The 20,101-nt window shown below is 40.1% G+C and carries 21 protein-coding genes and 1 pseudogene; 5 read left to right on the top strand and 17 right to left on the bottom strand.

Annotated features, from left to right (window positions below; all coding sequences use genetic code 11):
- A pseudogene (locus ACIQYG_RS15295) lies at positions 1 to 901 on the top strand (transposase); the annotation flags it as partial.
- A 144-nt stretch (positions 902 to 1,045) separates the two neighbouring features.
- Here the strand turns inward: ACIQYG_RS15295 and coaD are convergent.
- The 3 genes from coaD to ACIQYG_RS15280 form a co-directional block, all read right to left on the bottom strand.
- A complete protein-coding gene (coaD, locus tag ACIQYG_RS15290) occupies positions 1,046 to 1,537 on the bottom strand; it encodes a pantetheine-phosphate adenylyltransferase (protein ID WP_034313942.1) in 492 nt (163 codons plus the stop codon).
- Positions 1,538 to 2,113, bottom strand: coding sequence for a 16S rRNA (guanine(966)-N(2))-methyltransferase RsmD (rsmD, locus tag ACIQYG_RS15285; RefSeq protein WP_034313946.1), 576 nt, complete (start codon positions 2,111 to 2,113; stop codon positions 1,538 to 1,540).
- 73 nt (positions 2,114 to 2,186) lie between these two features.
- Positions 2,187 to 2,375: a hypothetical protein gene (locus ACIQYG_RS15280; RefSeq protein WP_402839316.1), complete on the bottom strand. Its 189-nt coding sequence runs from the start codon at positions 2,373 to 2,375 to the stop codon at positions 2,187 to 2,189.
- A 199-nt stretch (positions 2,376 to 2,574) separates the two neighbouring features.
- Between ACIQYG_RS15280 and ACIQYG_RS15275 the strand changes: the two genes are divergently transcribed.
- Positions 2,575 to 2,964 (top strand): DUF7147 family protein, encoded by a 390-nt coding sequence (locus ACIQYG_RS15275; protein WP_053534320.1) that lies wholly within the window; start codon positions 2,575 to 2,577, stop codon positions 2,962 to 2,964.
- 55 nt (positions 2,965 to 3,019) lie between these two features.
- Here the strand turns inward: ACIQYG_RS15275 and ACIQYG_RS15270 are convergent, their stop codons facing one another.
- Positions 3,020 to 3,295 carry a YlbG family protein gene (locus tag ACIQYG_RS15270; RefSeq protein ID WP_048684554.1) on the bottom strand — a complete coding sequence of 92 codons (276 nt, stop codon included), beginning with the start codon at positions 3,293 to 3,295 and terminating at the stop codon, positions 3,020 to 3,022.
- A 138-nt stretch (positions 3,296 to 3,433) separates the two neighbouring features.
- Here ACIQYG_RS15270 and ACIQYG_RS15265 point away from each other — a divergent pair, with 138 nt between their 5' ends.
- Entirely contained in the window at positions 3,434 to 3,757 is a 324-nt protein-coding gene (locus ACIQYG_RS15265) for a hypothetical protein (RefSeq protein ID WP_402839313.1), read from the top strand.
- A gap of 192 nt (positions 3,758 to 3,949) precedes the next feature.
- On the opposite strand, the gene ACIQYG_RS15260 is transcribed toward ACIQYG_RS15265, so the two are convergent.
- The 5 genes from ACIQYG_RS15260 to ACIQYG_RS15240 all read right to left on the bottom strand — a co-directional run bounded on the left by ACIQYG_RS15260 (position 3,950) and on the right by ACIQYG_RS15240 (position 6,926).
- Complete coding sequence (locus ACIQYG_RS15260) at positions 3,950 to 4,399, bottom strand: YlbF/YmcA family competence regulator (RefSeq protein WP_402839362.1); 450 nt, start codon at positions 4,397 to 4,399, stop codon at positions 3,950 to 3,952.
- A gap of 60 nt (positions 4,400 to 4,459) precedes the next feature.
- Entirely contained in the window at positions 4,460 to 4,882 is a 423-nt protein-coding gene (locus ACIQYG_RS15255; RefSeq protein ID WP_402839311.1) for a hypothetical protein, read from the bottom strand.
- 60 nt (positions 4,883 to 4,942) lie between these two features.
- Entirely contained in the window at positions 4,943 to 5,185 is a 243-nt protein-coding gene (locus ACIQYG_RS15250; protein ID WP_207437561.1) for a YlbE-like family protein, read from the bottom strand.
- 12 nt (positions 5,186 to 5,197) lie between these two features.
- Positions 5,198 to 5,629 (bottom strand): YlbD family protein, encoded by a 432-nt coding sequence (locus ACIQYG_RS15245; RefSeq protein WP_402839309.1) that lies wholly within the window; start codon positions 5,627 to 5,629, stop codon positions 5,198 to 5,200.
- Between the two features lie 262 nt (positions 5,630 to 5,891).
- On the bottom strand, positions 5,892 to 6,926 hold the full coding sequence (locus tag ACIQYG_RS15240; RefSeq protein ID WP_402839307.1) for a CAP domain-containing protein: 1,035 nt from the start codon (positions 6,924 to 6,926) through the stop codon (positions 5,892 to 5,894).
- A 345-nt stretch (positions 6,927 to 7,271) separates the two neighbouring features.
- On the opposite strand from ACIQYG_RS15240, the gene ACIQYG_RS15235 reads away from it, so the two are divergent.
- Positions 7,272 to 7,634 carry a YugN family protein gene (locus tag ACIQYG_RS15235; RefSeq protein WP_402839305.1) on the top strand — a complete coding sequence of 121 codons (363 nt, stop codon included), beginning with the start codon at positions 7,272 to 7,274 and terminating at the stop codon, positions 7,632 to 7,634.
- A gap of 112 nt (positions 7,635 to 7,746) precedes the next feature.
- Here the strand turns inward: ACIQYG_RS15235 and ACIQYG_RS15230 are convergent, their stop codons facing one another.
- From ACIQYG_RS15230 to cyoE, 7 genes are all read right to left on the bottom strand, one after another.
- Positions 7,747 to 8,208 (bottom strand): DUF420 domain-containing protein, encoded by a 462-nt coding sequence (locus tag ACIQYG_RS15230; protein ID WP_048684536.1) that lies wholly within the window; start codon positions 8,206 to 8,208, stop codon positions 7,747 to 7,749.
- Positions 8,209 to 8,416: 208 nt separating this feature from the next.
- Positions 8,417 to 9,328 (bottom strand): cytochrome c oxidase assembly factor CtaG, encoded by a 912-nt coding sequence (ctaG, locus tag ACIQYG_RS15225; protein ID WP_402839360.1) that lies wholly within the window; start codon positions 9,326 to 9,328, stop codon positions 8,417 to 8,419.
- A gap of 140 nt (positions 9,329 to 9,468) precedes the next feature.
- Positions 9,469 to 9,804, bottom strand: coding sequence for a cytochrome c oxidase subunit IVB (ctaF, locus tag ACIQYG_RS15220; RefSeq protein ID WP_402839302.1), 336 nt, complete (start codon positions 9,802 to 9,804; stop codon positions 9,469 to 9,471).
- 3 nt (positions 9,805 to 9,807) lie between these two features.
- Positions 9,808 to 10,437, bottom strand: a complete 630-nt coding sequence (locus ACIQYG_RS15215) for a cytochrome (ubi)quinol oxidase subunit III (RefSeq protein WP_402839300.1) — start codon at positions 10,435 to 10,437, stop codon at positions 9,808 to 9,810.
- Complete coding sequence (gene ctaD, locus ACIQYG_RS15210) at positions 10,437 to 12,308, bottom strand: cytochrome c oxidase subunit I (protein WP_402839298.1); 1,872 nt, start codon at positions 12,306 to 12,308, stop codon at positions 10,437 to 10,439. The genes ACIQYG_RS15215 and ctaD overlap by 1 nt, the downstream gene beginning before the upstream one ends.
- A 24-nt stretch (positions 12,309 to 12,332) precedes the next feature.
- Positions 12,333 to 13,415: a cytochrome c oxidase subunit II gene (gene coxB / locus ACIQYG_RS15205; protein ID WP_402839296.1), complete on the bottom strand. Its 1,083-nt coding sequence runs from the start codon at positions 13,413 to 13,415 to the stop codon at positions 12,333 to 12,335.
- Positions 13,416 to 13,658: 243 nt separating this feature from the next.
- Entirely contained in the window at positions 13,659 to 14,597 is a 939-nt protein-coding gene (cyoE, locus tag ACIQYG_RS15200) for a heme o synthase (protein ID WP_402839294.1), read from the bottom strand.
- 599 nt (positions 14,598 to 15,196) lie between these two features.
- On the opposite strand from cyoE, the gene ACIQYG_RS15195 reads away from it, so the two are divergent.
- Positions 15,197 to 16,183 carry a COX15/CtaA family protein gene (locus ACIQYG_RS15195; RefSeq protein WP_402839293.1) on the top strand — a complete coding sequence of 329 codons (987 nt, stop codon included), beginning with the start codon at positions 15,197 to 15,199 and terminating at the stop codon, positions 16,181 to 16,183.
- Between the two features lie 180 nt (positions 16,184 to 16,363).
- Here ACIQYG_RS15195 and pyc read toward each other — a convergent pair whose 3' ends face one another.
- Positions 16,364 to 19,801: a pyruvate carboxylase gene (gene pyc / locus ACIQYG_RS15190; RefSeq protein ID WP_402839292.1), complete on the bottom strand. Its 3,438-nt coding sequence runs from the start codon at positions 19,799 to 19,801 to the stop codon at positions 16,364 to 16,366.
- Positions 19,802 to 20,101: the final 300 nt, after the last annotated feature.

Raw genomic sequence — 20,101 nt, 5'->3', positions numbered from 1 at the left:
GCGAATAAGCGTAAATTTGAAAAGAAAATCGTACGCAAAGAAACACGAGCATATCAAGGACGTCTTCAAGATGAAATAAATCAAGATCGTGAAAAACCATGGAAAGAAGCCTTTTCCACCAGATAAATTTGATAAGGAAGAAACCAAAGTAATTAAAGAAAGTACTACGGATCCTGAGAGTGGCTACTATGTGAAAGATGAACGAACAAAACAGTATACCTATTCATTCCATACGGCCGCAGACCGCAACGGTTTTGTATTGGGAACGATTGTAACACCTGGTAATACACATGACAGTCATATTTTGGAGCCACTTGTTGAGCAAGTGATTAAGAGAGTTGGAAAACCAGAAGCAGTTGCCGCAGATGCAGCTTATAAAACACCAGTGATTACAAGCTATCTATTTAACAAAGAAATCACACCTGCTTTACCCTATACACGTCCTCGTACAAAAGAAGGATTCTTTCGCAAACATGACTATGTTTACGATGAACACTTTGATTGTTATCTTTGCCCTTCGGGAGAAACTTTAAAGTACTCAACAACAAATAAAGAGGGCTATCGCGAGTACAAATCGCCAAAACAAATTTGTGCAACATGCTCATTTTTATCACGGTGTACTGAAAGCAAAGACTATCAAAAAGTAGTGACACGGCATATCTGGCAAGCATATGTGGAAGAAGCAGATCATCTGCGTCATCATCAAGATGTAAAACCTATATATGCGAAACGCAAAGAAACGATTGAGCGTGTATTCGCAGATGCAAAAGAAAAGCATGGTATGCGTTGGAATACTTTAAGGGGACTTAAAAAATTGTCGATGCAAGCGATGCTTACTTTCGCTGCCATTAATTTAAAGAAGATGGCCACTTGGACATGGAAAGGTCCTAAAATGGCTTAACATAGTGGCACGAAGAGCCCAAATCTCTTATCCTTTGGTCAAAATTTCAAGGGAATTTTAAAAGGGGTTCGGAATTTTTTAAATTCCGAACCCCTTTTGTCTACAAACTGAAAAGAGCATTGCGCGTGGGCAATGCTCTTTTTTCTATCCTTTCAGTTCCTCGTATTTTTTGGCCAGAGCTTTCTGGACGACGCTTGGCACTAGTTCGGAAATATCCCCGCCATACTTCGCAACCTCTTTCACGATACTTGAACTCAAGAAAGAATATTGATTTTTCGTCATGATAAAGAATGACTCTATTTTATTGTTAAGGAATCGGTTCATCGAAGTTCCCTGCATTTCATATTCAAAGTCGGAAGTCGCCCTCAATCCCCTGATGATCGCATTCGCGGAAACGCTTTCAGCATAGTCGACCGTCAATCCCTGATAGAAATCCACTTTAACATTCGGCATATGGGCAGTCGCTTCAGTAATTAGTTCCAGTCTCTCCTCCACTGTAAAAAGAGAATTTTTCGCTGAATTGTTCACGATGACCACATACACCTCATCAAAAACATTCGCTCCCCTTTGAATGATATCAAGATGACCAAAAGTTATTGGATCAAAACTCCCCGGACAAATCGCTATTTTGGACATTCATAGTTCCCCCTGTTCGTGTACGTTTCCCCATTGATAAATCGTAACGGCAATGACGCCATAAACTTCTTTTCTCTTAACGGTAAAGTCACCAACTTTTTCTGGCAAAGTAACATCATGGCCATGCTCACAAACAATGTATCCCATATCGTTCAGCAATCGGTATTTATGTATTTCTTCAAGAATCTCGACTAGCTTTTGTTTCTTATAAGGTGGATCAAGAAAAATCAATTCAAAAGTCATTTCCCTTTTCACCAAAGCCTTTAGTGCACGCTCTGAATCATTTTTATAAACTTCTGCACGGTCTGAAAACTTGCATAGTTCCAAATTGGCCTTGACCGTTTGATTTGCTTTAAAATCCCGGTCGACAAATATGGCTTTATCCATGCCTCTGCTTAACGCTTCAATTCCCAGTCCACCGCTTCCCGCAAACAAGTCGAGGACCAGCCCTCCTTCGAAATAAGGACCAATCATGTTGAAAATGGATTCCTTGACTTTATCAGTAGTCGGCCGGGTTCCTGTACCCGGTACAGCCTTAAGTGGTCTTCCTTTGCAAATTCCGGAAACGACCCTCATTATCCTCACCACATTTTATGACAAATTTCTGTTACTTTCCTATCCTAACATATTAGAAAAAGCTAGCCAATATTTAAACCCATTTGGCTTCATTTCCAAGATGAAAAGAACTTATCATTTCGTACCATGGATAGAAGATATCCATTCTTTTTATAAATCTTTTACATTTTGAATAATAAAGTGGTTTTTGGCAATAATGTGAATAACAACATTCCTTTTTAGGTGTTGTTGCCAACCGCGGAGAAGGCTTACGTTTCCCCATAAGTTCTTCCTCCGGTTTCTCCTCTCCCTTTGCCTTCTGGTCCTTAGTTAGACATAGAAGGACCCTGCATATTTTTGCAGGGCTTTTTTTTATTCATAAACCACTTTTCTTTGTCATGATTCGTCAATGAAGTTGTCCTTCTCTTTTATGAGGGATAATGATAAAGTAATGAATAATAAGTTAGTTAGGAGAGGTTTAATTGATTCAACGTTTTATTGAAATTGGACAAGGATATTCCGATATATATGAGTTGCTGGAAGTAGGTCGCAATCAGAAACATCGAGTTGCAAGGCTATTGGCCATGCATACTACTATAAATGATAAAAAGGTAACGTCATTGGTTATCGTCATGGAGCCTACAGATCCCGGGAAATTCCAGCCGCTTTACATTTGCCGTGAAGGTATACCTAACCCACATGCCACCAAAAACAAACGCTATGAGCTTTTTGAGAACTTGGCGGAGGAACTGGATAGACCAATTATTGAAATCGACGTGAAACCTTCGGTGCTCTTTGCAGAAATAGAGTTGTACTACCAACACTTAATCGGCATTTTGCGAATGAATAGATATCTTCCGCCATTAGGTTGAAAGATGTTGATGCCCGGAAAATGAAAAGAGCTGACTCCGCATGAGTCAGCTCTTTTCAAATTCCCATTTTATAATCATATTCTTTCGCTTTATCCGGTTTGGAGTTTTCGAACTCCACCTTCAGAAAAGGCTTATAAGAAAGGTCCACCTTTTTAACGAACGAATAATTATTCAGCTTTTCCACTAGTGGTTCCACTTCATCCATATTCGTATAAAGCACAACATATTTCAACTTTTTTGAAACATAATGGATATTTCCAAATTTCCTAAGCATTTTGGCTTGTTTTAATGTATGTAAATAGACGATGATTCCCTGTCTCGCTCCAAGCATATCAATAACTCCCTTTTATAAAGGTTTTAACTAAGTGTAGCATAGCAGAATCTTTACTTTCAACCAAGAAAAAAAGATTATAAACAAAATTCTCTCACTATTATGAATATATACACTGTGAAGGGAGCAAAACAAACGATGGATTTAAATCAAATCTGGCATCAATTTATTGATCATCTATTAGATAATGATGATATTACCCAAGCTTCGATAAAAAAGTTCACAGGTATACCATTTATATATATCCATTATCATCCGGCACAAAATGATGATGGTAAGCTTTCTCTCTTAATAAAAAAAGCCGCAAGCCTTTCAATGCGTGGCAAGCAGCTTCATTGTGAAACCATTTTCGTACGGCAGGAAGAACATTTATATGTATTCCGGCATCGTTTTTATGTGCCACAGCAAAAGATGTTTTGCTGCGGCAACCTTTGTCCGGATTGTATTTTATTTCGCAGTTAATCGCTTTGTCACGTATCCGGAATATAAATGATAAAAACAAGGTACAATGAAAGACCTTTATACATGCATCGGTTCATTGAATGTCCCGAAGAAGGTTCCAAACATGACACAGCCACCGAACTTCGTAGCAATGTCGAATTTCGATGGCTGCATGTTATATACCAGCCTAATGTTCACAATCCGGCCATTACCTTAAGCAGAGCACCCGCAACTTCCCCCGGTTCCGCAGCTTCCCGTTGAACATCCGCCGGATGAAACAAAAAATGGATTCCCCGCCGGCGTTTTGACCTGTTCAGAAACCGCTCGGCCAATTCTTCCGCTTATTTCATCAAGAACGGATTGCAATTCGGTCTCCGCCCGCTTGAACCTTGCTACGGCAGGATGCATATCCATGTCTCGTTTAGCTTGCCTCGTTTCTAAATTGATGCGTTTATAATCCGGATGATATTTACCGAACCTTTGAACATCTTCAAATAGATCCTTTAGCGAAGTAAACTTGGAAATTTTCCGCTGGGCATCTTTGTCGTTTTGTAATTTATATAAACTAAGGAGGTATTCTTCCCCTATTTCAGAATGAAGGATCATTTCAGCTAATCCATCAGCCTGATGTAAAATGTCGATGATTTCCATAGTAGCAAGCATTAACAAGCTCACCTCCACAACCATTTTACCATTTCTCCCTTTTAGATGCTAATGGTTTGATTAAATCGAGGAAGTGATATGTACCTCAATCTCTTTTTGCAGACCTGTTTTTTCACCTGCACCATTCAAAATCTCCAACTTAATCTTATGCATGCCATTCGGAACATCCTTTAAGATAAATGCCGCGGTTTTCATATCGACTTTCTTTTGATTATCAATAAATACGGACACAGTTGCCAATTGTTCAGGATTTGATTCAGAAAAAACATAGTTTTTCAAGTAGCACTCTACATAGACAGAGTTGCCTTTTACAAACGTTTTTACCCGAAAGTCCTCATCCGAGTTTTGGATGCTCGATACAGTGTTGGCAGCAAGTGTAGAAACACCTTGCATGGCTATTCCTGAATTTTCAGGTTCCGGTATTTTCTTCCCACACCCCGACGCTGCCATCAACACTGTTAGAGCCAATATCAACTTTCTCATTCCATCGTCCCCCTTTTGCCTTTATTGTTCGCCAAAAGGAGTAATTTACTCTTATTTTCTTCATTCACCTGGAGCATTCATCGCTTGAAACATATGAAGCATCATTGAGGCAACCTGAACGCTTTCCGAAAATTTAGAGACACGATGTGGAATCGACTTCTCAAAATAATATTTCGCTTCTGTTTCAAACACATCCACTTCATGTGGATTACGCATTAACCTTTTGTACCATGCAGGCTGAATCCTCAAGTAATTTCGCATATCTTCATTTGTTTGAATGAATTCATATATATTCTGACGCATGAAAAACCCTCCTTAATCTTTGGAGAATAAAAAAGGGTTAGCTCTCTGCTCTTTTTCTTTTGGGGGAGGACTGGTATCACCTGATTTATTCCCTTGGAAAGCAGATAGCACTCCTTGGATTGCACCGATGGCCTGATTGGCATTCGTAATATATTGTTGAATCTGCCCCATATCCATGTTTTTAACGGCACTCATTAACGACCCGATCAACTCAGTGCTTTGGTCTCCCTTTTCAACCGGCGGTGATGGAGATCCTGTATTCTCTTTGGGCGCACCCACACTGCCGTCAGCCTGCCAGCGTGGATGATCTTCTCCGAGTAAATACCACTCTTCAAAAAGTTCCTGCCACGTTGCTTGTTTGCTTCTCACTTCATTCACTAAATGAGGATGTTCCTTTACAAACTCCCGAAATTTATCCACGGAGGGCCGCTTTCTTTTTGCCATTACTCTCACCTCACACTTAGACATCGCCTATTGCACCATATGCTAAAGGTAAATAAAAAGTGCATAACATTCCTTTTCATATGCAATTGGACTAACTGCGGAATCCAAGTTCCTTATGTAAAACACTCCATTGGCAAAAGATCCTCATCGAGGGGAAGGCCACGGTGGGGATCGGGAACTTTAAGCTTTATCGACACAAACCTTTTTCATTTTGAAAATATGATCCACAACAAGAAAACGGACCCAAATCGGATCCGTTTCTTTATCTCTTTATGAAATTCTGGGTGTAATACTTTTTATATACCCCGACGCCCAGACCTGTAAATTCCTCGTCCAGCATCGCATCCCGATGCCCTTTGCTATTTAGCCAACCTTCCATGACTGCAGCTGCATCCACATATTTGGCCGCTATATTTTCACCTGCCGCCCTGTATTTTACATGACCTGCATCGAGACGCTTTTCCAAATCCCCCTTTATTTCAGACACATGGGTCCCTTCAGGTGTGTCCGTCATTTCCCGGCTATGAAGGTAAGCAACCTCCGCAGTTGCGGCATCCCATTCTAAAGGCTTCAAATCAAACCTGCTTCGCATTATATTCGTAATATCGAAAATTTGCTGCTCATTGCCATCTTCCACTTTAACCATGTCTTCATCAGAAAGATCCTTAACTGTCACAAGTTCACCATGATAGGTCAACTCATACGGCTTTTGTTTCAATAGGGTGGAATCATCCAAAAATCGGATGCTTGAAACAGTCCCGGTGAATTTATCCAAATAAAGCTGAACATTAATATTCCCTAAATCAATCAACGGCCTCATGTTCATATCTTCCTCCGACAATTCAAAACGATAGGAACTGTGACCAACTTCAATATCAACGGTAGGTTCCACATATAAACTGGAATAGATGGCATCAATCGATTGTCCAATTTTAAAAGGAGCGACATTGACCTCATCACCTATTCCATAAGCGGATACCACTTTTTCATTTTCAACGGCTAATTGGAAATAATTATTATAGTCCTTTTTATACACCCACCATTCATATCCGTAGGCTGACAAATCAATTCGATCCGGCTTACCATATTGCCTTTCTATCTCTTTTGCATTTTTCCCGATCGTTACTGCCAGACCTTCTGTCACTTCAGTAACCCCTTCCTTTTCAGAGGAAGTGCTTTTTTCATTTATATGTCCATTGGGGTTAACACCTTTGTTACCATCAATAAGAGGGTTTCCTTCATCTTCATCGCCGATATTAAGATAAATACCGATTACGAAAAAAATAATGATTAACACCAACACCTTACCTAAACTGCGCAGAGGAACACTCCCTCTCTCTATCTAATTTATGTATCCAATGCAAAAACCTTTCTTTCCTGATTATATCACTGTTCAATCATAATTTTCTAATTTACGATTGACTGCCCCTTCATTAAATTTATTAAAAAAATGGAACCTTTGTGAATGATTAAAATACCATGGTTGAGTTCATTGCAACTTCCACCATTTCGTACTATTATAAAATATAGGATAAAATGGTATATTATAAACATACTTGGAGATTTTTAATATATTCATGTACATAATATTTTCCCGGTATGTCATTTTAATTCTCAATAGTAAACATAGGAGGTACTACTCGTGAAATTTGAAAGCTTTGGAATCGAAAACATCACAGCCGACTTAAACCGACTAGATGACCTAATGCCGCAATATGGTTTAATACGAGCAGAACAATGGGATTACGAAAGAGTCAGTTACGATCGTAAGTTCGAATTAAAAGAAGGCACGTTTTACCTGAGAATACTTGGCTATGCTACAGAGGGCGATGTTGGCGCTCACAGGGCCATCATCAAACTAATGGTTCCTCTATTAGGAAAACACTATTATCCACACGGAGTTGAATATGGTGAAGGAGAGGATTTCCCTGCATCACTAGTTAAACAATGTGAAAAAATCCTCGCTCAAATCAAAGAAGAACTTACACAATTCAACGGCCTGTAAAAGCCGTCAGCGAAAATCGGGTACAAAGAGAGAGGGTCATGCGTGATGCTCTCTTTTTTTGTATCCATTACAAAAGCCTGATGCTTCTTTTGCACCAGGCTTTTTCGTCATTTTAAAATCCTAGGATCGCCTTTATTAAAGATGTTGTTTCGCCGCCATGATAAATCACATAAAGCAGGATGTAAACAGCTACTCCAGTAATCCCAGTGAAAAACCAAATGATGCTTGTCGCAGGCCCGATTTTTTTATGGATGGCGAATTTTCCTTTAAACCCAGTGGTAAGCATGATGATTCCCAAAACAGCTCCAGTTGTTGCAAGAGTTATATGGAAAATCAAAAAAATCGTATAATAAATTTTTATGTCATCGGGTCCGCCAAATGACGTACTACCAATGAAGACCGTCCGGGAAAGATATATAGTGAAAAAGATCACCGCAAAAATCGCAGCTGCCATCATGGTTTTTTTATGGGTCTCGATTTTGCGTTGTTTAATTTGATACCAGCCAATTGCAACAGTGATGGCACTTAATACAATGAAGGCTGTACTTATCGTTGGAAGGATTGGTAAAGACATATGAAGTGTAGTCCTCTCTATATTTATTAATCAACTACCATTTTATAAGAGGCAATCATAAAATTCAATAAAATCAAGGATTATTAACAGAATGCTCACTTTTATAGAATAGCCAAGTCAAATCACTGGCTATTTGCTTTAATTCGAAAATCAGTCAAAGGCAGATAAAAGACTTGTCCGCCTCAAGACAAGTCTTTTTATCGTACAATTATTCTACAGTCTGAAAATCCGAAGGTATCGGATCGATATCATTTTGGCCGCCATTCTCCTTTTTGAACCAAGCAAAGAAAATGACACCTAATACATAGCCTAAAACGATTTCTTGAATCACCTTCATCAGAACTCCACCAAGCTGTTGGTCCTCAAGCAATGGCAGGCCATTGAACATTTCCGGGCCACTGAGCGTTAAGCCCGACAGTGCTGAAGCAGGAACGCAAAGTTCCATGGCACTCGCCCAAGATTCCGCATTCGTAAATGTATCATACATCGGATCATTAGCAAAAATGATTAAAGCGCAAGCAGGGGTCATTAGAATGCCACTGCCGAAAATATAAGCTACTTTTTTCACACCTGATAGACTTTCACGTTCCGGCAGTCGATTGACAAGCGGGAACCACATCAAAACGGCAGTCGTAAATAAAAGGACCGTGTATCCGGCATGAAACCACATCCCAGTTTTGATAAAGTCGAACACTAATGGGATATGGTACAGCGAGAAAAGAACATTAAATAGTAAAAGGGCGACAAGAGGTCTCGTGAAAAATCGAAATAAAGTCTTCACTCCCCTTGAATTTATGAAAGTTCTTATAAGCCAATCTGGAACCGCTATGATAAATAAAGGCGGAATCACGAGATAGAGCAGTGCCATTTGAAACATGTGGGCACTGAACATGATATGGCTCAATAAGTCCAGTGGCGATCCTTTTACCACATATAGAAGGAACATGGCTATCAAAAAATAAGTTGCCTGTTTAACGGAAAGCGATGAACTGTCCGAAAACTTCTCCCTTTTTTTTGTCACCAGCCAAAAATAGCCAACGGTTATTAGTACGAGGACGGCAAAATAATAAGGACTCCACAAAGCGCGAAATCCGAAAATATCAATAGACAAAAAAATCACCTCGTTCATGAACTTTTTCTTACTTTCATTATACCTAAAATGAAACATGGTAACAAATATAGATAAACTTGGATTCTTTTTCTAGCAATCAACACATAAAGAAAACCGGCTATCATTCAATAGCCGATTTTCTGCATAATTCATATCCAGACGATTGTTACGAAAGTCAGCACTGTTATCAAGCCGACTGCAAGGCCGGAAAATAAAAACAATGCAATGGTTCCATGCCCTTTATGCTTCATATGCATGAAATAATACAATTGGAAAATCACTTGTACAACTGCCAGCAGCAAAATGACTGGTTTAATGAACCAATGTGAAAAACCCTCAATTCCTACTGCAGCAAAAGCAATTAATGTAAAGAAGATCATAAGTGTAAATGTTATCACTTGGTGTTTCATCTCTTCAGCATTTTTCTTACGGCGATATTTTAAATCGACATTCGGGTTCGCTGAATTTGATTGTTCATTCGCCATCAGTTATCCCACCATTCCCATTAAGTATACGACAGTAAAGATAAACACCCAGACTACGTCAATGAAATGCCAATATAGACTCGCAACATAAAATTTAGGGGCATTGTACAAATTCAAACCCCTTCTTGCATTACGTACCATAAGAGATATGATCCAAACCAAACCAAAGGCAACGTGCGCGCCGTGAAAACCAACTAACGTATAGAACGCGGAGCCGAATGCACTGCTCGTAAAAGTATGATGGAATTCATGAACATAGTGATTAAATTCATATATCTCGAGACCTAGAAAAGCAAAGCCAAGAGCAACCGTAATTACAAGCCATGCTTGCATTTGTTTAAAGTGGTTATTTTTCATATGGTACATCGCATACACACTGGTTAATGAACTGGTCAATAACAGCATGGTTGCTACAAAAGTCAGCGGTAATTCGAATAAATCTTTAGCTAAGGCAGCGTCACCATTTGGAACTTTATCCTTCAATGCAAGGTAAGTTGCAAAAAGTGAGGCGAATAATACCGTCTCTCCACCAAGAAACAACCAGAATCCCAAATACTTATTTTTACCTTCTAAAGTCGCTTTCTCGGGAGAAGCAGGCCAAGTGGCATCCGTGAATCTTTCATCTGCTTGCATTATGCCTTACCTCCCTTGTCTTTATCGTCCATAAGGTCTTCTTTATGAATATGGAATCCATGATCATCTTTAACGGAACGGATTAACATTGAAACGAATGTAATCAAAAGCCCGACAATGATTATAGGCAGTGTCCATGTCTTATCATCCATATTATATAGAGCACCGAATGCGGCTACGAATAAACCGAAAGAAATCGTTAAAGGCAGAATGGATGAATTAGGCATATGGATATCCCCCAGTGGTTCTGCAGGAGTCATTTCCTTTTTCCCTTCCATTTTCTCAACCCAGTAAGGATCTAATCCGCGGACAAGCGGCAGTTGTTTAAAATTATAAAACGGCGGCGGTGATGGAATGGCCCATTCCAGTGTACGGCCGTCTCCCCAAGGATCATTGCCGACTTTTTCGTTTTTCGCTGAAGTCATGATGATATTGATTACCATGACGATGACTGCAAAAGCCATCAAGAAGGCACCGACTGTACTGATCATATTACCCGTATTGAGTCCTTGATTGTCCAAGAACGTGAATACGCGGCGAGGCATACCCATTAGACCTAAGAAATGTTGAATGAAGAACGTTAAATGGAAACCGATCAAGAACGTCCAAAATGTGACTTTCCCCAATTTCTCGCTTAACATCGTTCCAAACATCTTCGGCCAATAGAATGTGATACCAGCCAATAATCCCAATACAACCCCACCGACGATTACATAGTGGAAATGGGCAACAACGAAATAGCTGTCATGGAACTGGTAATCAGCAGGAGCGGATGCGTTCATGATACCTGTCACGCCACCCATGGTAAAGGAAGGAATAAAGGCAACTGCATAAAGCATCGGCACCGTGAACTTGACGCTTCCTCCCCACATCGTAAAGATCCAGTTGAATATCTTAATACCTGTCGGTACTGCGATAGCCATGGTAGCGACGGCAAAGATTGCATTCGCGATAGGTCCTAAACCAGTGGTAAACATGTGATGCGCCCAAACCATGAAACCTAAGAAACCGATTAAAACGGTTGCAAATACCATCGATGAATATCCGAATAATCTTTTTCTTGAGAAGGTAGCGAAAATTTCGGAAAAAATACCGAAAGCAGGAAGGATTAGGATATATACCTCCGGGTGACCGAATATCCAGAATAAATGCTCCCAAATGATCGTATTCCCGCCAGCTGCTACATCAAAGAAATTCGAGCCGAACATCCTGTCGAACATCATCAACACCAATCCTACCGTAAGCGGAGGAAAAGCGAATAATATCAATGCGGAAACAACGAAAGTTGACCATGTAAACAGCGGCATACGCATATATGTCATACCAGGCGTACGCATATTGATAATGGTTACAAGGAAATTGATCCCCGCAATTAATGTTCCCAATCCCGATATCTGTAATCCCAGGACGTAAAAATCAATACCATGGCCTTCGGAGTGCAGGGAAAGTGATGCATATGATGTCCATCCTGCATCAGGAGCCCCCCCTAAAAACCATGAAAGATTCAGAAAGACTCCTCCAAAGAAAAACAACCAAAAACCTAACGAATTCAAAAATGGGAACGCGACATCACGTGCCCCTATCTGTAAGGGTACAACCGCATTCATTACAGCAAACACCAATGGCATGGCTGCCAGAAATATCATAGTCGTACCGTGCATGGTCAATATTTCATTATAAAATCCGGCACTTACGAAGTCATTATTTGGGATTGCAAGCTGGATACGGATAAACATCGCTTCCAAACCGCCGATTACAAAGAATAACCCGCCAGAAATAAGATATAAAATGGCGATTTTCTTATGGTCTACCGTCGTCAGATAATCCCAAATCGTAGCGCCAAATCCTTTTTTATTAGCGTACGTACTCACGATTTAACCTCCTTAACCAATGTTCTATTTGTCTTCCACCTTAAGCTCTAATAGATAAGCTGCCAGTGCATCAATATCTGAATCCGAAAGTTCACCGTAAGTACCGGTCATCGTGTTGCCCGGTTTATACTTCTCAGGATCCTTGATCCATTTTTTCACATTTTCTTCCGTATGATCCAATACCCCAGCTACTTTTTGACGCTCACCGAATGTAGCCAGATTCGGAGCCTGACGAGCAGCTTCAGGCCTGCTGTCATTCGGTGTCACCGCATGGCAGCCTATACAACTTTGATTAAAGACATCTTCACCCTGTTTGGCTAGATCACCTTCAACGACAGGTTCCTTAGCGGCTTTCATATCTTTTGTCCATGCTTCAAAATCGCTTTTAGACTTCGGTATGACCTTAAAATCCATCAAAGCATGTGAAGGACCGCAAAGCTCAGCACATTTTCCGTAGAACAAGTTGTTCGAATCTTCTGCCTTTTTACTGTCAAATTCTAAGAAAAACTGATTGACCCCTTCTGTATTTGTATCCATCTTTCCTCCGACAGACGGTACCCAGAATGAGTGCTTAACATCTGAAGCTGTTAGATTGAAGTACACTTTTTGATCTGTTGGCACAACCAAATCCTGACTTGTTACAACGCCAAGGTCTGGATATTCAAACTCCCACCAATAAAGGTTTGCCCTAACATTCACGACAAGTGCATCCTTCGTTTTTCCATCCTTATCTTTCTTATCCATTGCCTTTGTGTCGGCTAAGTCGAAAGTCGTGACGACGGTTGGAACAGCCAGAACAATTAAAAGAAGGATAGGAATAACAGTCCAGATAATTTCGAGTTTATGACTTCCTTCAATTTGTTTCGGTATTGTTTCGTCGCCTTCCTTCCGGCGGAAGCGTAGTAAAACTACAACGAACAAAATAATCACAACAATAATAACCAGTACCATGATTAGTGTACTCAATATCAGTAAGTCATACTGAGATTGCGCAACATCGCCAGCTGGCTTCAGCGCGGATAGAAATGGTTCGCCGCAGCCCGAAAGGACAAGTCCTACAATACCCAGCAGAGCAATTAGGCGCCATTTGTGCAGCCTTTTTTTCATAGCTTCAGAAACCCCTCTTTCGTCAAAATTTTCTCACAAAAATAAAAATGGGCGCAATTGCGAATATTCTCTCTATGTCAATTTCTAAAAAGAAAGAATCCCTAATCTAAGGAATTATTAAGATGATTCATGTAACCGCTCTTATGTATGACCCGGTTGTTCCGTTAATATGTATGAATGGCGGTCAGTGCATTATTTATCAGAAAGCTGGAGCCTGTAAAAGAACAGGCCGCCAGTTTAAAACTAGATGAGTGTGACAATAACCATCGCTACAAATAAAATGGTCATATAATTTAAAGAATATACAAACATGGATGTTGCCCATTTAACATCGTCTTTCTTTTTATACCCCTTAATCCCCAAAATAAGCCAACCTGTGCTTAATAATGCAGCAAGAATAACTAACGGAGTTCCTAATGGAGTTAAAAAGAAAGGAATGAACATTAAACAGACGATCCATAGCATAATCGATCTTTTTGCAGCCTTGAACCCTTTTACGACCGGAAGCATAGGTACTCCAGCTGCCCGATATTCTTCGACACGCCTCATTGCAAGTGCATAAAAATGAGGGGGCTGCCACAAGAACATGATCGCGAACAGGACCCAGGCGATCTTATCAAGGCCCGGGTCGACTGCAGCCCACCCGATAAGTGGAGGCACCGCTCCGGAGATACTGCCTATAATCGTATTCGAAACAAATCTACGTTTGAAAACCATAGTATATAAAACAACATAGGCGAAGACGCCGAATGCACCTAGTATGGCAGTTGTCATATTAGTAAATGCAAGTAAAATCAGCCCTGCAGCAATTAAACCGAAACTTAACGCCAATACCTTTGAAGGCTGTACTTTCCCAGTTACCGTTGGACGGTTTTTCGTTCTTTCCATTAAATGATCGATATCACGGTCATAATAATTATTGAAACTGCAAGATCCCGCCATTATGAGCGCTGAACCTGCAAGTGTATAAAACACTACATCTAGATTGTTTAAGAAGCTAAGCCCCGAAAAATGAAGAGCTAACCACACGCCGGTAAAAGCTGTAATTATATTTGAATTGACGATCCCCACTTTTATAAGTGCGAGAAAATCCTTCCAAGCTGTTGTTTCAGGTATATCCGATTGAAGGGCGGCTTTACTGTCCTCCATGACAGCTTCTGACAAACCCCTTGTTTCTGACATTTGTTTTCCTCCTTTAAATCATTCAGCACAGACGCAAATGCAAAAAATACTTACATATGCTATAGAACATTATTTCATACTTTTTGATATTTGTAACCAAGGAAGCGTAAGCAAAAAGTAAATTATTTACCAATGACCGTCGTCAATGGACTCCATCGAGAGCTATCATTCTTAATATCATGCTTAATAACAGTAAAATTTAGTAAAATCATTTCTTCAATATATTAAAACACATTTTTGGAAGCTTTTGTGAAAATTTTTCGGATATTTTTGACCAATTTGTGTCTCAATAATTTACTGCTCTTGTAAGATGTTCATCAAGAACATGAATAGTATCCTATTATCATCATCCCCTAGGCTCATTCCCTATTTTGCTCCTACTTGAAGGTTTACACTCCCTTTATTTCTATCAAAGTCTCTTGTAACTTTCAACTATTTCAGGCATTTTAATTAATAGTTATAATATTAACTGAACTTGTAAAATCATTCTATTTTGTGTAATATCGAGGAAGTTCGACAAATATTATGAAAAACCTTATGCTATTATTAATTTTATGGAACAATCCTAATTTGCTACAGAGAAAAAGGTGGGGCTACTAGTGAAATCGTCTCTTAAATGGTTTGCTGTTTTAACAACGATTGTAATGCTTTTCATCTTACTTGGCGGAGCTTTAGTCACGAAGACGGATTCCGGCATGGGATGCGGCAGGTCCTGGCCATTGTGCAATGGCCAATTGATACCGGACAAAATCACGATTGAATTGGTCATTGAACTTTCCCATCGTCTCGTTTCAGGTGCTGGAGGATTCTTGGTTTTACTTTTATCGTATTTGTCTTGGAAAAAAATCGGCCATATCCGTGAAGCACGTTTCTTATCCGTCCTTTCTTTTGGTTTTCTGTTACTGCAAGGGTTAATCGGTGCCGCTGCCGTCATTTGGTCACAATCCGATTTCGTCCTTGCCCTTCATTTTGGCATATCGCTCATTTCCTTTGCTGCCGTCTTTTTACTGACATTGTTGATTTTTGAAGTAGACAAGAAGTTCGAAGCCGAAAAACTTATAGTTGACAAACGAATGAAATTCCATATTATTGGCGTATTGACTTTTTGTCTGGTAGTCGTATATACGGGTGCTCTTGTAAGGCATACAGAATCAAGTCTTATCTGTAAGGATTGGCCTTTATGTGTAAATGACAGTATTGCACTCCCCTCTAACCTTTATGAATGGATTCAGATGGGACACCGTGCAATCGCAGGAGCTATTTTCATTTGGGTATCATATGTGGCTTATATAGCAAAAAAACATTACAAAAATCAAAAAGTATTATATGGCGGTTGGATTGCTGCATTCATTCTCGTATTTTTACAGGTTACCGCTGGAGCCTTTATCATTTTCTCAAGGCAAAACTTATATATCGCATTGACACATGCATTATTCATTGCCTGCTTTTTTGGTGTAATGAGCTATTTGTTGCTATTGACATCAAGAAGCAAAAAAAATGCACTTGCCAAGCAAAAAAGAAACTCCACGCATACAGTCAAAGGACAGGATGAACAGGATATAACACCAACCGTCCCCGCCCGTTAATGTCTGATTGTTCAATCAATAATATAATAAGATAAAACAAAAACCACCATTCCGGGAATGATGGTTTTTGTTTTATCTTAAGATGACCGTACATTGCCTAAAAAGAGGGTACAGAGCAGCTTGAAACCTCAAGCATACCCCATATACCCTAAATCATTCACAAGGTCACAGTCAGCGATATTACTTAGTTATTTCAATCAATAAGTCTCCAGTACTGATCGCTTCTCCATCTTTTACATAAATATCTTTGATGGTCCCGGAGAATGGTGCTTGCACGGTAGTTTCCATTTTCATCGCTTCCGTAATGATCAGGTGATCACCCTGCTTGACCTGATCTCCTTTCTCGACCACTACACGAATAACCGTACCTGGCATTGTCGCACCGAGCTGTTCTTTATTTTTTGGGTCAGCTTTAACTTTTGATACAACGGAAGATTTAATGTTTTCATCCTTGATGATCACTTCACGTGATTGACCATTCAACTCAAAATACACAACCCGTGTTCCATCAGCCAATGGCTGACCGATTGAAACCAATTTTACGATGAGCGTTTTACCCTTTTCAATTTCAACTTCGATTTCCTCCCCTAGCCTCATACCATATAAGAAAGTCGCGGTATCGAGGTTGGAAACATCTCCAAACAGCTCTATCGTTTTATTGTAGTCCAGGAATACTTTTGGATATAGGGCATATGCAAGCACATCGAAATCAGTGACTGCCCGTCCCAATTCCTTGAATAATTCTTCTTTAAGCGCTGCAAAGTCCACTTCTTCCAATAATTCACCCGGTCTTACTGTTATAGGTTTCTTCCCTTTCAGGATAACTTCCTGAAGCTCTTTAGGGAATCCCCCAACTGGCTGACCTAGATAGCCTTCGAATAACTCTATGACTGAATCAGGGAAATCGATGGATTTACCTTTTGTCAAAACATCTTCTTCCGATAAGTTATTTTGTACCATGAATAAAGCCATGTCCCCAACAACTTTGGATGAAGGAGTCACTTTAACGATATCGCCGAACATTACATTGACGCGCTGGTACATCTCTTTCACTTCATGCCAGCGGTCTCCGAGCCCCACCGCTTTGGCTTGCTGCTGCAGATTACTATATTGACCGCCCGGCATTTCGTGTTTGTAAACCTCGGTATGAGGTGCATTCATGCCGCTTTCGAAGTCATGATAGTATTTCCTGACCTCACCCCAATATTCCCCTAAACGCTCTAGTGAATCGACTTCCAACTTAGGCTGTCTGCTTGAACCCTCCAATGCATAATGAAGTGTTTGTATACTTGGCTGTGAAGTAAGTCCAGCCAATGAACCAATCGCCGTATCAACGATATCCACACCAGCTTCGATCGCTTTAGAATACATGTAAATTCCATTTCCGCTTGTATCATGAGTATGCAGATGGATCGGAAGGGATGTCGATTCTTTCAGTTCGGAGACAAGGCGGTAAGCAGCATCAGGTTTCAAGAGGCCAGCCATATCCTTGATCGCTAAAATATGGGCACCGGCTTGTTCCAATTCCACCGCCATATTTTTATAGTAGTCGATATTATACTTGCTGCGTGATGGATCATTCAAATCCCCTGTATAACAAATGGCAGCTTCCGCAATTTTGCCGGATTGACGGACTGCATCAATCGCCAATTCCATCCCTTTAACCCAGTTTAAACTATCGAAGATACGGAAAACATCAATGCCTGCATCCGCTGATTTCTCTACGAATTCACGAATGACATTATCAGGATAATTTTTATAACCAACCGCATTTGAAGCCCTTAAAAGCATTTGTAATAGGACATTCGGTGCTTTTTTCCTGAAACTTAACAGCCTGTCCCACGGGTCTTCTTTCAAGAAGCGATATGCGACATCGAAAGTTGCCCCGCCCCACATTTCCATTGAAAATAAATCAGGAAGCAGTTTTGCTGTAGGCTCAGCGATATCAAGGATATCTTTCGACCGAATTCTCGTCGCCAGTAAAGATTGATGGGCATCACGGAAAGTCGTATCTGTGATCAATACCTCTTTCTGCTCTTTGATCCAATTGACAAGTCCCTCTGCACCTTGCTCTTCAAGTATATTTTTTGTTCCCGAGATAAGCGGCAGGCCACCAACATTCGGAATTGGAGCAGGATCAAAAACAGGTTTTTTCTTTTTCTCGACTCCCGGGAATCCATTCACTGTCACATTTCCGATATATGAAAGCATTTTTGTCCCACGGTCTTTTCTAATTGGGAAGCTAAATAATTCAGGTGTTGAATCAATGAACGATGTATCATATTCCCCATTTATGAATTTTTCATGTTTTACAACATTTTCAAGGAAGGGGATATTTGTTTTAATACCACGAATCCTGAATTCTTTAAGGTTACGAACCATTTTGGAAGCTGCCTGCTCAAATGAAAGCGCATGAGTAGAGAGTTTTACGAGAAGGGAATCATAATAAGGTGTGATGACCGCACCTTGGAACCCATTCCCTGCATCCAGACGAACACCGAATCCCCCACCGGAACGGTAAACCATCATTTTCCCGGTATCAGGCATGAAATTATTCAATGGGTCCTCGGTCGTCACCCTTGATTGAATCGCATATCCATGAGTTTTAATTCCTGCTTGTTCGGGAATCCCAATCTTTTTGCCATGGAGTTCATGCCCTTCAGCAACCATGATTTGAGATTGAACGATATCAATGCCCGTAATCATTTCAGTGATGGTATGCTCAACCTGCACCCGTGGATTGACTTCAATAAAGTAAAATTCGCCATTTGCGACTAGGAACTCGACCGTACCAGCGTTTACATAATCAATATTTTTTGCCAACTTGACGGCTGCCTCACAAATCCTTTCCCTCAAATCTTCGGAAAGGGAAACGGAAGGTGCCACTTCCACAACTTTTTGATGCCGTCTCTGAACGGAACAGTCACGTTCATATAAATGGACGATATTCCCATGAGTATCAGCCAAAATTTGAACTTCGATATGCTTCGGATTTTGTATGAATCTCTCTACATAGACTTCATCATTACCAAAAGCTGCTTTAGCTTCTGATTTTGCGCGATCATAAGCCTCTTCAACTTCTTCGATTTTTTCGACGATCCGCATGCCGCGTCCGCCGCCTCCTAATGAGGCTTTTATAATAATTGGAAAACCGTATTGTTCACCAAATTCCTTGACTTCTTCAACATTGGTCACCGGTCCATCGCTACCAGGGATTACCGGAATATCAGCCAGTTCAGCTTGTGTTCTAGCTTTTACTTTGTCACCAAACATATCTAGGTGTCTTGATTCTGGTCCTATGAAGATTATGCCTTCTTCCTCACAACGTTTCGCAAATTCAATATTTTCTGAAAGGAAACCATAACCGGGATGAATCGCATCGACTCCGCTCATTTTGGCAATCGCAATGATGCCTTCAATATCCAGGTATGCATCAATCGGCTTTTTGCCTTCCCCAACCAAATATGCCTCATCCGCTTTATATCGGTGATAAGAACCATAATCTTCCTTTGAATAGATTGCAACTGTGTGAATGTCTAATTCCGTACATGCCCGAAAAATCCTTATCGCTATTTCTCCACGATTTGCCGCAAGTACTTTTTCTATACGTTTCCCCATTGCTACCACCCTAATCAATATGTATTTTTATTGAAAATATATAGAAAAAAAGCGTGAAAGATTTCCACCACTTTTTATTCAAGAATTCATTTCCCAAATAAGGAGTCCATTCTGATTAAGCTCATTTTATCGCTGATGTAATTATTTCGATATATTTTATATTTTCGTTTTTCACATCCGATAAAAACTAAAAAGAGCCCTACACCACTAGCAAATGAAAAATTAGCTATAATAATATATTATCAATTTAATTTAACATTCAGTTAATATAACCATAATACTAAAATTAACTGAATACAA

Source organism: Peribacillus sp. NPDC096622, from assembly GCF_044762665.1.
Taxonomy (GTDB): domain Bacteria; phylum Bacillota; class Bacilli; order Bacillales; family DSM-1321; genus Peribacillus; species Peribacillus frigoritolerans_B.
The sequence above is the reverse complement of the archived record's forward strand: the minus strand, read 5'-3'. Positions and strand labels throughout refer to the sequence as shown.

Excerpts from the sequence above, each read along its gene's own strand:
- coaD (WP_034313942.1), bottom strand. The coding sequence starts at position 1,537 with ATGTCCAAAATAGCGATTTGTCCGGGGAGTTTTGATCCAATAACTTTT.
- rsmD (WP_034313946.1), bottom strand. The coding sequence starts at position 2,113 with ATGAGGGTCGTTTCCGGAATTTGCAAAGGAAGACCACTTAAGGCTGTA.
- ACIQYG_RS15280 (WP_402839316.1), bottom strand. The coding sequence starts at position 2,375 with ATGGGGAAACGTAAGCCTTCTCCGCGGTTGGCAACAACACCTAAAAAG.
- ACIQYG_RS15270 (WP_048684554.1), bottom strand. The coding sequence starts at position 3,295 with ATGCTTGGAGCGAGACAGGGAATCATCGTCTATTTACATACATTAAAA.
- ACIQYG_RS15265 (WP_402839313.1), top strand. The coding sequence starts at position 3,434 with ATGGATTTAAATCAAATCTGGCATCAATTTATTGATCATCTATTAGAT.
- ACIQYG_RS15260 (WP_402839362.1), bottom strand. The coding sequence starts at position 4,399 with ATGCTTGCTACTATGGAAATCATCGACATTTTACATCAGGCTGATGGA.
- ACIQYG_RS15255 (WP_402839311.1), bottom strand. The coding sequence starts at position 4,882 with ATGAGAAAGTTGATATTGGCTCTAACAGTGTTGATGGCAGCGTCGGGG.
- ACIQYG_RS15250 (WP_207437561.1), bottom strand. The coding sequence starts at position 5,185 with ATGCGTCAGAATATATATGAATTCATTCAAACAAATGAAGATATGCGA.
- ACIQYG_RS15245 (WP_402839309.1), bottom strand. The coding sequence starts at position 5,629 with ATGGCAAAAAGAAAGCGGCCCTCCGTGGATAAATTTCGGGAGTTTGTA.
- ACIQYG_RS15230 (WP_048684536.1), bottom strand. The coding sequence starts at position 8,208 with ATGTCTTTACCAATCCTTCCAACGATAAGTACAGCCTTCATTGTATTA.
- ctaF (WP_402839302.1), bottom strand. The coding sequence starts at position 9,804 with ATGGCGAATGAACAATCAAATTCAGCGAACCCGAATGTCGATTTAAAA.
- ACIQYG_RS15215 (WP_402839300.1), bottom strand. The coding sequence starts at position 10,437 with ATGCAAGCAGATGAAAGATTCACGGATGCCACTTGGCCTGCTTCTCCC.
- coxB (WP_402839296.1), bottom strand. The coding sequence starts at position 13,415 with ATGAAAAAAAGGCTGCACAAATGGCGCCTAATTGCTCTGCTGGGTATT.
- cyoE (WP_402839294.1), bottom strand. The coding sequence starts at position 14,597 with ATGTCAGAAACAAGGGGTTTGTCAGAAGCTGTCATGGAGGACAGTAAA.
- pyc (WP_402839292.1), bottom strand. The coding sequence starts at position 19,801 with ATGGGGAAACGTATAGAAAAAGTACTTGCGGCAAATCGTGGAGAAATA.